Origin of the sequence: Microbacterium sp. K41 (genome assembly GCF_004794395.1) — a bacterium.
In the GTDB taxonomy this organism is placed as follows: domain Bacteria; phylum Actinomycetota; class Actinomycetes; order Actinomycetales; family Microbacteriaceae; genus Microbacterium; species Microbacterium sufflavum.
The window spans coordinates 1-12,210 of record NZ_SSDO01000044.1; the positions used below are offsets into that span (position 1 = coordinate 1).

Below are 12,210 nucleotides of genomic sequence, written 5' to 3' on the forward strand. Positions count from 1 at the left end.
GGCCGGCTCGGCGCCGCGGCCGCTGGAGCGGCTGTACGCCGAGCACGACGCGGTCACGGCCCGGTGGATGCGGTACGAGACCGACCCTGCGCTGCAGATCGCGTATCCGGCGATGACCGACGTCAAGCGCCCGGAGACCGCGGCGTACCTGCGTGCCGCGGGCACGGCGGTGGAGGCGCGCCGCGGCACCACGGGGCGGATCACGGCGGCGGAGTTCGCCGCCTACCGCGACGCGGTCGCGGAGCTGGAGCGCGCGTTCGAGGCGGCGGAGCATGCGGCCAGGGTGCACGCGGGGGAGGCGCCGACCACTCCCGCGTGGCAGGATGCCGCGCACGACATGGTGAACCGCTCGGTCGAGGCGATCGACCGCGCCGCGGGAGCCGCCGCCTCGGCACTGGCCGCGTGGAGCAGCCGCCGCAGCCGCCCCCGGTCGGACGACGACGTCTGATCAGCCCGCACCGGGTCGACGCCCGGCTCGGTACTCGCGCGTTATCAGCGGGGAGAGCCGCACCAGGAGCTCTTCACCGACCGTGCCGATGAGTTCGGCCAGGCTCGTCGCGTCGAGCTCCCCGCGGGCGCCCGGCCCCCACACGGCCACCTCCTCGCCGATCGCCGCCCGCGGCCAGGGGCGCACCACGCTCTCGGTCGGCCCGATCCGCAGCACGCGTCTGGCGCCGGCGGCCGTCCCGACCTCGAAGCAGCCGGCGAGGGTCGAGGGGAGGCCGTCGAGACTGCCGATCCCGATCGTGACGGCCTCGGCGTCCACGCGGATCACCGGGGCGAGCAGCGTGGAGGCGAGGGCGATGTCGTCCGGCGGCGGCGCTCCCACCGACCGGATCCCGTACACGAAGGCCCCGAAGCGCACCAGGTCGAAGCGGAACTCGGAGCGGGCGGCCCCCGCGGCGCTGGCAGCCAGATGCCGCACGGTCGGCGTGAGGCCCAGCGCCTCCGCCCGCTGCACCGCGTCCCGGAACGCGACTCGCGCCAGGTCGTCGTCGCGGTCGCTCACCTCGGCGATGTGGCTCCAGATGCCCTCGACCCTGATCGCTCCCGCGGCCTCCAGCTCCGCCGCCCGTCGGACCACCTCGGTCCAGTGCTCGGGGCGGATCCCGCTGCGATGCAGACCCGTGTCGATCTTGAGGTGCACGGGCTGCGGGCGACGCTGATTCACCTCGACGATACGTTCCAGGTAGTCGGCGTCACCCACCCCGAGGGTGACGCCCGCGCGCACCGCCGCCGCGATCTCGCTCCGGGTCATGGTCACCCACGCGAAGACCCGCGCGTCGGGGCCGGCGGCGGCGCGCGCGCGCACCGCGGTGGCGCTGTCGAACGCCCCGAACCAGCGCACCCCTTCGGCGGCCGCAGCCGTGACGACCCGTTCGAGCCCGTGTCCGTACGCGTCGCACTTCACGATCATCATGACCTCGGCGGGCGCGCTCCGGCGCTGCAGTTCGCGGATGTTGGCGCGCAGCCGACGCAGATCCACGACCAGTCGGGGGAGGGTCATGGTGTCTCCTCTCGCGCGGCGCGCAGCCCGAGCGCGCACACGAGCTCGGCGGCCGTCCAGCCGGTGATGCGGGTCCAGTCGGCCAGTGCGTGCCGCGCGGGACCGGGCCCGCCGAAGTACACGACCTCCTCACCGTGCCGGATCGGCGCGTAACCGATGTCGACGACGCACACGTCCATCGCCACCCGTCCGATGATCGGGAACAGCCGGCCGCGGATCTCGACGTCGGCCTCGTTCCCGAGCGCCCGGGGGATGCCGTGGCCGAACCCGCCGGTCACGAGCGCCACACGGGTGTCGGTGCCCGCATGGTGCGTGTGGTTGTACGACGCCCCTTCGCCCGCCCGCAGCTCCTTGGTGGAGAGGACGCGCCCGGCGACGCGCATCACGGGCTCCGTGTCCGCACCGGGCCAGCCGAACAGGCGCGCGGGATCGATCGTCGCCGGCTCGTCGCACGGGGTCAGGCCCGACCGGGCCGCGCTGCGCCCGGCCGAGGCGTCGAAGATCGCGTGGCGGATACCGGCGTCGTGCGCGATCCCCGCCACCCAGGTCAGGCCGTGTCCCCACGCGTCCCGGCGCAGGTCGATCACCGGGACGCCGATGCTCGCCGCTGCCTGACGGTGCGCGTTCGAGGCGAGCGCGGCGCGGGAGAGGCGGGCACGGATCAGGGCGTTCAGAATCCCATCGCCTTCTGGAACCGGGGCCGGTGGCCGGTGCGGATGCCGAGCACGCTCGGCTTCACCTCGTACACTCCCGTGCCCCAGTTCCCCTCGATGATCACGGGACCCGTCGGGGTGACCGCCACGTCCCATCCGACGTACTGCACCTGCGGCACGCGGCGGGCAGCCCGGTCGACCAGCGCGATCACCTCGTCGTACAGCGGCAACTGGAAATCGGCGATCCGGTAGCCCGTGTCGGGATGGAATCGGTGGACGTTGCCGTGCGAGTCGTAGCCGTCGCCGAGGGCGCGCCCGGTGTCCGCGTCGAGCATGGTGTAGAAGCCGCCCCAGTCCATCTGGTCGGCGGCCTGGCCGCGACCGAACTTCTGGGCGATGGACAGGATATGCGTCCGATGGCCGTCGAAGAACGCCGTGATGCGCGTGGAGTTGACGGTCCCCGGGCACACCGCCGACAGCGCGTCGTGCTGCACGATGTTCTCCTCGACGAGCAGCTCGCCGTTCTCCATCAGCCGGTGGTGGAACGCGTCCCAGTCGGAGACGTCTGCGCCGTGGTACCGGTGGATCGCATGGCCGGAGCGCCCGAGCTGCTGCTTGGTGATCAGCGTCTGGTGCCGGTCCGCGAACGAGCGCAGAGCGTCCGCATTGTCGTTGTCCAGCAGCATCCACTCCCGCCCCAACAGGTCGGAGAACACGCGCGCGAACTCCCACTTGTCGTGGAAGATGTGCCGGTAGTCGGCGTGGTCGAACAGGTAGGACAGTCGATTCGACAGCGGATGCGTCATCATGGTGCGGCGCTCCGCCGCCGTGAGCATCGCGAAGTCGTAGTCGACGTAGTCCTGGAAGCCGACCTGGTGGAAGGCCGCCTCACTGAGCATGTCGACGAGCACCGCAACCGTGCGCTGATCATGGTGCGCCGCCACCGCACGCGCACGGCGCATCAACGAACCCACGTCGATGCGCCGTGCGCGACCCAGCAGATAGCGGAGGCGGATCACGCCGGCGTGAACGGTCGAGCTCACTGCCCGGCGGGGTCGTTCTCGACGACGCGGGGGCGACGGGTGCGGCGTCCGGCCGACGCGCCGGGGTCACCCGTGATGATGACGCGCTGGAGCCAGCGGTCGGTGCCGTCGTAGCGCGGCTCGAAGCTGGTCCGGGCGTGGAGCACGCGACGGTTGTCGAACAGCAGCAGGTCGCCCGCCTTCAGATTCACGGCGATACGGGCGGCGTCCGCCGCGTCGTGGAAGCGCCGCAGCGCGGCGGCCGCCTCCTCGTCGCCCTCGACGGCGGCCGCGCAGTCCATGTCCACGCGCACGAAGCGCTCGCCGTCCTCGCCGTACAGGACCGGTCCACGGACCCCGTCCTCGGGGCGTCCCGTGCCGCCCGATGCCTTGTCGATGCCGTGCAGGAATCGGGGCTCGCGCAGGATCCGCTCGTCTTCCGGGCTCAGGACCACGCGGTCGATCGGAGCGAGGGCCGTGTCGGCGTTCACATCGCCGCGCACGCACAGCAGGCCCACGTAGTGCGGGTGGGCGTCGTCGAACGCGTCCTCCGTGTGCCAGTCGAGCAAGCCGCGGCTGCCCGTGCCGACCGCGTCGTATTCGTGGCCCTTCACCGGCGCGACGTTCTGGATCTGGGCGCCGGCGTGCTGGCGCGCGAACGCGAAGATCTCCCCCGCGGTTCCGGCGAGCGCGAGCAGCGTGGCCTCCGTGACGGGGTCCCGGTCCTGATTCTGGAACTCGAGCTGCCACCCCTCCGGGGTGCGCCCCATCTGCTCCTGGTCCACGGTGAAGCCGGTGAAGAGGACTGCGCCGTCGGGGACGTCGGCGGCCGCGAAGCGCCGGATGACCGCGACGGTGTCGGGGTCCTCCGCGGCGAGTGCGGCGGTCGCCGACGCCAGCAGGTCGTCGAAGGCCGCGTCGTCGCGGTAGATGCCGCGGCGCCCCACGGCGAGGGCGGAAAGGGCGTCGAGTGCCGCGGGAGCGAGGGCGTGCGTGATCATCGCGTCGCTCCCGTCGTCTCGATGGGCGCGCAGAGGCAGAGAGGCATGGTGAGCATGGGTATCGCTTTCTTCGAGGGGGGCCGCAGCTGCGGCTCGACAACGATACCAACTAAGGGGTAACACGTTACTAAGGACGGGCTGAGTCGCTACGGGAGGTGGCTCAGCCGGGGGCGACGGGGTCTCGATGGGGGAGGGGATTCGAGACCCCGCCGCCGGTCTCAGGGCTCGACGCGGATCTCGGCGATGACCTCGCCGTAGGCCGTCTCGCCGACCGGGGTGAAGCCGACGCGGCGGAAGAAGGCCTCCGGCCCCTCCTCGCCCGCCTCGTAGATGACGTTGACGTGGTCGACGCCGCGGCGGCGGGCCTCCTCGATGAGGCTCTCGACCGCGAAGCGACCGACCCCGCGGCCCTGGTCGTCGGCGTCGACGTTGATGCGCCACAGCACGGAGCGGAAGTGCTCCTCGGGGGCCTCGTCGTCGAAGTTCGCGCTGACGAAGCCGACGACCTCGTTGCGGTCGAGGATGACGCGCTGCCACGACGTCTGCGGGTTGATCACGGTTGCCGCGATGCCGTACGACACCGGAGCGAGGAACTGCTCCTGTCCGGGCTTGAGCGACAGGTTGTTCACGGCGACGATCGTCGCAGCGGAGAGTTCGACCATGCGCAGTTCGGACATGCCCCCAGGCTAGCCCCTCCCGGCGGACTCGACACGTCCCGGCTGAACATTTTCGGACCGGCGGAGGCGGGCGCACACCGTCGGCGGGAGGCGTCCAGCGGGCGGGCGGGGCGTCGAGCGCGCTCGGGGTATCTTGGTATCGAGACAAATCGCCCCGTGAACGGAGAACCTCCCGGTGACCGACGACGCCATCATCTACACGTACACCGACGAGGCACCGGCACTGGCCACCGCCTCGTTCCTGCCCATCATCCAGGCCTACACCGGCCAGGCAGGCATCGAGGTCGAGACGCGGGACATCTCCCTGGCCGGCCGTATCCTCGCCGCCTTCCCGCAGAAGCTCGCGCCGGAGCAGCAGGTCGGCGACGCGCTGGCCGAGCTGGGTGGCCTGGCCACTCTTCCCGAGGCCAACATCATCAAGCTGCCGAACATCTCGGCGTCGATCCCGCAGCTCAAGGCCGCCATCGCCGAGCTGCAGCAGCAGGGATACGACATCCCCGACTTCCCCGACGAGCCCACGTCGCTCGAGGAGAAGGACGTGCGGGCGCGGTACGACCGCATCAAGGGTTCCGCGGTGAACCCGGTGCTGCGCGAGGGCAACAGCGACCGCCGGGCCCCGCTGGCCGTGAAGAACTACGCCAAGAAGCACCCGCACCGCAACAAGCCGTTCGCGGAGGGGTCGAAGACTCGTGTGGCCACGCTCGGTCACGACGACTTCAAGCACAACGAGCGCTCGTGGGTCGCCGCCCATGACGACGTCCTCTCGTTCCGTCACACCGCGAAGGACGGCACCGTCACGATCCTGAAGGAAGGCCTCAAGGTCCTCCCGCGCGAGATCATCGACGCCACCTTCCTGTCCGCGAAGGAGCTCGACGCCTTCCTCGCCGAGACGCTCGAGGCCGCCAAGGCGGACGACGTGCTGTACTCGGTGCACCTCAAGGCCACCATGATGAAGGTCAGCGACCCGATCATCTTCGGCCACGTCGTGAAGGCGTTCTTCAAGGACGTCTTCGACCAGTACGGCACGCAGCTGGCCGAAGCCGGACTCAGCGCGAACGACGGCCTCGGCTCGATCCTCGCGGGGCTGGCCGACGTCGCGAACGGCGACGAGATCGCCGCCGCGTTCGACAAGGCCATCGCCGAGGGGCCGCGCCTGTCGTACGTGAACTCCGACAAGGGGATCACGAACCTCCACGTGCCGAGCGATGTCATCGTCGACGCGTCCATGCCCGCGCTCGTCCGCAACGGCGGGAAGCTGTGGGGCAAGGACGGCGAGGAGGCCGACACGATCGCCGTGATCCCCGACTCCTCCTACGCGAGCGTCTACCAGGCGGTCATCGACGACGTGATCGCGAACGGCCCGCTCGACCCGGCCACGATCGGCACCGTCCCGAACGTCGGGCTCATGGCGCAGGCGGCCGAGGAGTACGGCAGCCACGACAAGACCTTCGAGATCGCGGAGGACGGCATTGTCCAGGTGCTCGACAGCGAGGGCACCGTGCTCATCGAGCACGAGGTCGGCAAGGGCGACATCTGGCGCGCGACCCAGACGAAGCACATCCCGGTCATGGACTGGGTGAAGCTCGCGGTCTCGCGCGCCCGTGCGACCGGAGCGCCCGCCGTGTTCTGGCTCGACGCCAACCGCTCGCACGACGCGCAGATCATCGCGAAGGTGCACCAGGGTCTGGCGACGCTCGACACCAAGGGGCTCACGATCACGATCCTCGCGCCGGAGGAGGCGACGCGCTACACGCTCGCCCGCATGCGTCATGGCCTGGACACCATCTCGGTGACCGGCAACGTGCTGCGCGACTATCTGACCGACCTGTTCCCGATCCTCGAGGTCGGAACGAGCGCCAAGATGCTCTCGATCGTCCCGCTGCTCGCGGGCGGCGGGCTGTTCGAGACCGGCGCCGGCGGCTCCGCCCCGAAGCACGTGCAGCAGCTCGTCGAGGAGAACTACCTGCGCTGGGACTCGCTGGGCGAGTTCTTCGCGCTCGCGGCCTCGCTCGAGCACTTCGCCGACCGCACGGGCAACGAGAAGGCCCGCGTGCTCGCCGAGACGCTCGACGCCGCGACCGGCACCTTCCTGGAGGAAGACCGTTCGCCCGGTCGGGCGCTCGGCACGATCGACAACCGGGGCAGCCACTTCTACCTCGGCCTGTACTGGGCGCAGGAGCTGGCGAAGCAGACGAAGGACCCCGAGCTGGCCGCGGCATTCGCCCCGGTCGCCGAGAAGCTCGCCGCGAACGAGGAGGCCATCGTCTCCGAGCTCAACGCGGTGCAGGGCAAGCCGGCCGAGATCGGCGGCTACTACCGTCCGGACGAGAAGCTCGTGGCCGCTGTCATGCGCCCGTCCGCGACGCTGAACGAGATCGTCGACGCCCTGCGCTGAGATACGAGAAGGGGGCGGATGCTGCGGCATCCGCCCCCTTCTCGTATCCGCCGGCCCGAGGTGCGTCAGTTGTGGACGGATACCTCGAGGCCCACGGGCGACCAGTCGTAGACGTACTTCGCGAGGTCGATCGGCAGGTTCACGCAGCCGTGGCTCATGCGGTTGCCGAAGTTGTTGTGCCAGTACGTGCCGTGGAAGCCGATGTTCGTGGTGAACCAGGTTATCCACGGGACGTTCTCGGTGCAGTACGGGGCGCCGGGGTAGCAGCCCATGTCCTGCATGCGCGTGTGGGCGAAGACCTTGAAGTTGCCCGTCGGCGTCGGAGTGCCGGGCAGCCCGGTCGAGACGGCCCACGACTTCACGACCGCATTGTTCTCGTACAGCGTGGCCCGCTGCGAGCCCAGGTCGATGTCGATGCGACGGAACAGGTTGACCGTCTCGAACGGCGTCTCGGTGACGGTCAGCGCGAACACACCGTCGCCGGCGGCGAGCTGGGTCGCGAACTGCTCCGCGATCTGGGAGGTGTCACCCAGCGCGCGTCCGGTGACGCCCTCCTGCTCGGCGCGCAGCACGGTGCCGGCCGAGTCGACGATGACGGTCGCATTGACCGGGGCGCGGTCGACCGCGGCCGGAAGCGCGTCGACGGTCGCCTGGATCGCCTGCGGGTCGGCCTGGATGCGCAGCTGACCTTCGTCGTCCACGACGGTCAGCCAGGAGGCGGCCGTGGCGGGGTCGATCGGGACCGTGCGCTCCTCGCCGACGTAGAAGCCGATCGTGGCGAGCATGGTGTTGAGTTCGCTCGCCGTGGCGGTCGCGTCGGCGTCGCTCACGGCGGGAAGGGCCTCGGCGGGGCCGCCCGGATACTCGAAGGAGGTGCGACCGTCGCCGACCGCGTCGACGAACGCCGTGCCGAGGTCGCCGAGGTCGATGCCGGTGCCGGCTTCCGAAGGCGTGATCGTGTACGCGCCGGTCGCGGCGTCGAACACGACTCCCGCATCGACCGGGTCGACGAAACTCGCGGGAACGGCGTCCCGCAGGGCGGCCGTGGCCTTCTCGGGGTCGAGGGTGATGTCGGCCGGTACCGGGTCTCCCATCCAGGACCCGAGGTTCCAGATCGGGTGGGCGGCGAAGGCGGCATCGGCCAGGGCGGTGGCATCGGCCGTGGCGCCCAGGTCGGCGCCCGTGAGGACCGCGCCGTCGCCCTCACCCGTGAGCGTGACCTCCGTCTGCGCCAGGTGCGTGCTGATCGCGTCGGCGGCGGCGCCCGGCGTCATCCATCCGACGGGGATGCCCGCGACGGTCGTCCCGGGTGCGATGAGGATCGCGGAGGCCGCTCCCGCGCCGAGCAGGACGACTCCGACGCCGAGACCGATCCACAGGCCGAGGCGGCGCTTCTTGGGAGACGGTTCGATCGGAGCCCAGGCCAGGGGCTGCTCACCGGTGTGCGGCGGAACCGTCTCGGTGGGCGTATCCGCGGGCGCGAGCACGCTGGTGGGCGTGCCGTCGTCGGCAGGAGCTCCCGTCGCAGCGCCCGGTACGGAAATCACATCGGTCACGAACTACACCCCCCGCGGTTCTGACGCATCCAGTCTCTCAATGGTACGGGATGGCAGGTAACGGGGAGGCAACGGTCTGCTACCCTGCCTCCCCGTTCTCCGGACACGTCCGGCTGCGCGGTCAGTCGATGACGGCGAGACCGTCGATCTCGACGAGCATCTCCTCGCGCGGAAGGCCGGTGAAGACGGTGGTGCGCGAGGGCAGGACCCCGCTCGTCGTGTGCGCCTCGACGAACGCGCCGTAGGCCTCGTTCATGATGGGGAAGTCCTCGCGCTTGGTCAGGTAGACGCGGAGCATCACGACGTCGTCGAACGTGGCGCCGGACGCCTCGACGATCGCCTTGACGTTCTCGAGCGTGCGGGTGGTCTGTGCCGCGACATCGCCGGGGTGGAGGTACTCGTTCGTGACGGGGTCGACTGGACCCTGGCCGGAGACCTGCACGATCGGGCCCTTGCGCACTCCCTGCGAGAAGGTGTGGGCGGGGGCGGGGGCGGCGTCGGTCGAAACTCGTGTCTTCGCGGTCATGCCGCCAGCCTAGTAGCCTTGTTAGATGCCTCTACAAATTCCGGATCCCGTTCTCGGCGCCTGGGCGAAGGGGTTCCCGGCGCGCGCCGCAGGGCTGCGGCTCTCCGAGGTCGGGCAGGCCGGACTGCACCTCTCCGACCTGGTCACGCCGGTGCTCACGGTGCACGCCGACGCGCTGACGCACAACGAGCAGACCGTGTTCGCGTGGGCCGCACAGCAGGGCGTGGGCCTGGCCCCGCACGGCAAGACCACGATGGCCCCCGCGCTGTGGCAGCGGCTGCTCGACGCGGGCGCCTGGGGCATCTCCGTCGCGACGCCCTGGCAAGCGGAAGTGGCCGTGACCGCCGGAGTGCCGACCGTCCTGATCGCCAACGCGGTCACGGATGCCGCTGCCGCCCGTCGCCTCGGCGAACTGCTCGCCGCCGACCACGACCTGCGGATCCTGTGCTGGGCGGACGCGGTCGACGGCGTCCGCATCCTCGCCGATGCCCTCTCCGATGCTGCCCGCCCCCTCGACGTGCTCGTGGAGCTGGGCGGCGCGCACGGACGCACGGGTGCCCGCAGCGTGGAGGAGGGCGAGCGCATCGCCGCCGCGATCGCCGCCGCACCGGGCCTGCGCCTCGCCGGAGTGACCGGATACGAGGGGCCGTTCGGGCCGGATCGGTCCGCGGCGTCGGTCGCCGCGGTCGACGCCTACCTCGACACCCTGGTCGAGCTGCACCGCCGACTCGACTACCCGGAGGGGCCTCGTCCGGTCGTGAGCGCGGGCGGGAGCTCCTTCCCCGACCGGGCCGCCGCCGTGCTGTCGCCGCTCGCTCCCGAGGCCGACGTGGTGCTGCGCTCTGGAGCGTTCCAGATCCACGACGACGGGTTCTACGCCCGGATGTCGCCCTTCGGCCCGCTGACCGGTACGGCACCGCTGCGGTCGGCCATGCACGCCTGGTCGCGCGTGGTCTCCCAGCCCGAGGATGCCCTGGCGCTGCTCGACGCCGGACGCCGTGACGTGCCGTTCGACCTCGACCTGCCGGTGCCGCAGAGCGTCGAGGGCGAGATCACGGCGCTCAACGATCAACATGCTTTCCTGCGGCTCGCGGACGGCGCCGCGGTCGCGGTCGGCGAGGTCGTGCGGCTCGGGCTCTCGCACCCGTGCACCGCGTTCGACAAGTGGCGGGTGATCGCGGTGATCGACGATCCCGACGCGGACGACCCTCGAGTGATCGGAGCGGTGGCGACGTGCTTCTGAGTGCGGAGAAGGCAGCGGCCGGGCTGGTCAGGGTCTACCGCTCGGCCACGGTCGTCGACGGCTCCGGTGCGCCGCGGTTCACGGCCGACGTGGCGGTGGAGGGCGCGCGGATCGTCGCGGTCGTGCCCGAACGGGAGGACGCGCAGCTCGAGCTGCCCGAGGGCGGCGTGGAGGTGGAGGCCTCCGGCCTTGTGCTCGCGCCCGGCTTCATCGACATGCATGCGCACAGCGACCTCGCGGTGCTGAGCGGTGCCGCGCACGACGCGAAGATCCGTCAGGGCGTGACCTGCGAGGTGCTCGGCCAGGACGGCCTCGGGTACGCGCCGCTCGACGACGCGACAGCCGCGGTGATCCCCGCGCAGATCGCGGGGTGGAACGGCCTGCCCACCACGGTGCCGTGGCGGTCGATGAGCGATCTGCTGGCAGAGATCGACGCCGCCGCGGTCGCGAACGCCGCGGTGCTCGTTCCGCAGGGGAACCTCCGGATGATGGTGGTCGGGCACGAGAACCGCGCGGCGACCGCGGAGGAGATCGAGGCGATGGCCGCGCTGCTCGGCGAGGCTCTGGACGCGGGGGCGTTCGGCATGTCGAGCGGCCTGACCTATACACCGGGCATGTACGCCGACACCGCGGAGCTCGAGGCCCTGTGCCGTGTGGTCGCCGAGCGCGGGGGATACTGGGCGCCGCACACCCGCAGCTACGGCGCGGCCGCGTTGGATGCGTACCGCGAGGCCGTCGAGATCGGCCGTCGCACGGGTTGCCCGGTGCACCTGACGCACGCCACGATGAACTTCGCGCCCAACCGCGGCCGGGCCGACGAGCTGCTCGAGATCGTCGACGCGGCGATCGCGGACGGCGTCGACGTGACGCTCGACACCTATCCGTATCTCCCCGGCGCGACCACGCTCTCTGCCCTGTTGCCCAGCCGGCTGGCGGCGTCGGGCGACCTGCTGGCCGCCATCGCCGGGCTGGATGCCGAGGGGCGCGAGGCCGTCCGCGTGGAGCTGGAGGAGCTCGGCTGCGACGGCTTCCACGGGGAGCGTGCCGACTGGTCGGCCATCCAGATCTCCGGCACCGCGAATCCGGCTCTCGCGGGCCTCGTCGGCCGCACGGTCGCCGAGATCGCGAACGACTCGGGGCGGCGGGCCGTCGACGTGGTGCTCGACACCATCCTCGAGGACGCCGGGGCGACCGGCGTGCTGATGCACATCGGCGACGAGGACAACGTGCGCGCGATCATGCGGCACCCGCGGCATTCCGGCGGCAGTGACGGCATCCTGATCGGGGCTCGTCCGCACCCTCGCGGCCGCGGCACGTTCGCGCGCTACCTGGGGCATTACGTGCGCGAGCTCGGGGTGCTGACGCTGGAGGAGGCCGTGCGCCACCTCTCGGGCAACCCCGCGGCCCGTCTGGGACTCGACCGCGGCGATGCGCCTCGCGGGATCATCCGCGTCGGCGCCACCGCAGACCTGGTGCTGTTCGATCCGCTCACGGTCGCCGCGGGCGCCACGTTCGAGGAGCCGCATCGGCCGCCGATCGGCGTCCACGAGGTGCTGGTGGCGGGCGTGCCCGTGGTCCTGGACGGCGTCGTGACCGGTGCCGTCGCCGGACGGGCCCTGCGCCTGCCGCC

10 protein-coding genes and 1 pseudogene are annotated in these 12,210 nt (G+C 71.3%); 4 read left to right on the forward strand and 7 right to left on the reverse strand.

Annotated features, from left to right (window positions below):
- Positions 1 to 448: pseudogene (locus DW309_RS19165) on the forward strand (hypothetical protein); the annotation flags it as partial.
- Here DW309_RS19165 and DW309_RS00550 read toward each other — a convergent pair.
- From DW309_RS00550 to DW309_RS00570, 5 genes are all read right to left on the reverse strand, one after another.
- Entirely contained in the window at positions 449 to 1,507 is a 1,059-nt protein-coding gene (locus DW309_RS00550; RefSeq protein WP_136044219.1) for an alanine racemase, read from the reverse strand. It abuts the pseudogene before it with no gap.
- Positions 1,504 to 2,094, reverse strand: a complete 591-nt coding sequence (locus DW309_RS00555; RefSeq protein ID WP_136044220.1) for an alanine racemase C-terminal domain-containing protein — start codon at positions 2,092 to 2,094, stop codon at positions 1,504 to 1,506. Before DW309_RS00555 ends, DW309_RS00550 begins: the two co-directional genes overlap by 4 nt.
- Positions 2,095 to 2,177: 83 nt before the next feature.
- On the reverse strand, positions 2,178 to 3,203 hold the full coding sequence (locus DW309_RS00560) for a sugar-transfer associated ATP-grasp domain-containing protein (protein WP_240753070.1): 1,026 nt from the start codon (positions 3,201 to 3,203) through the stop codon (positions 2,178 to 2,180).
- A complete protein-coding gene (locus tag DW309_RS00565) occupies positions 3,200 to 4,183 on the reverse strand; it encodes a TauD/TfdA family dioxygenase (protein ID WP_136031003.1) in 984 nt (327 codons plus the stop codon). The genes DW309_RS00560 and DW309_RS00565 overlap by 4 nt, the downstream gene beginning before the upstream one ends.
- A 218-nt stretch (positions 4,184 to 4,401) precedes the next feature.
- Complete coding sequence (locus DW309_RS00570; protein WP_136031001.1) at positions 4,402 to 4,860, reverse strand: GNAT family N-acetyltransferase; 459 nt, start codon at positions 4,858 to 4,860, stop codon at positions 4,402 to 4,404.
- Between the two features lie 175 nt (positions 4,861 to 5,035).
- On the opposite strand from DW309_RS00570, the gene DW309_RS00575 reads away from it, so the two are divergent.
- Positions 5,036 to 7,255, forward strand: coding sequence for an NADP-dependent isocitrate dehydrogenase (locus DW309_RS00575; protein ID WP_136044221.1), 2,220 nt, complete (start codon positions 5,036 to 5,038; stop codon positions 7,253 to 7,255).
- 65 nt (positions 7,256 to 7,320) lie between these two features.
- Here the strand turns inward: DW309_RS00575 and DW309_RS00580 are convergent, their stop codons facing one another.
- Both DW309_RS00580 and DW309_RS00585 read right to left on the reverse strand, forming a co-directional pair.
- The gene (locus tag DW309_RS00580) at positions 7,321 to 8,811 is read right to left on the reverse strand and encodes a L,D-transpeptidase family protein (protein WP_240753071.1); all 1,491 of its coding nucleotides are present in this window, start codon (positions 8,809 to 8,811) and stop codon (positions 7,321 to 7,323) included.
- A gap of 121 nt (positions 8,812 to 8,932) precedes the next feature.
- Entirely contained in the window at positions 8,933 to 9,337 is a 405-nt protein-coding gene (locus DW309_RS00585; RefSeq protein WP_136030997.1) for a RidA family protein, read from the reverse strand.
- 25 nt (positions 9,338 to 9,362) lie between these two features.
- Here DW309_RS00585 and DW309_RS00590 point away from each other — a divergent pair, with 25 nt between their 5' ends.
- On the forward strand, positions 9,363 to 10,580 hold the full coding sequence (locus DW309_RS00590) for an alanine racemase (protein WP_136044222.1): 1,218 nt from the start codon (positions 9,363 to 9,365) through the stop codon (positions 10,578 to 10,580).
- On the forward strand, positions 10,571 to 12,210 hold a 1,640-nt coding region (locus tag DW309_RS00595), incomplete at its 3' end, for an N-acyl-D-amino-acid deacylase family protein (RefSeq protein WP_136044223.1). The genes DW309_RS00590 and DW309_RS00595, both read left to right, overlap by 10 nt.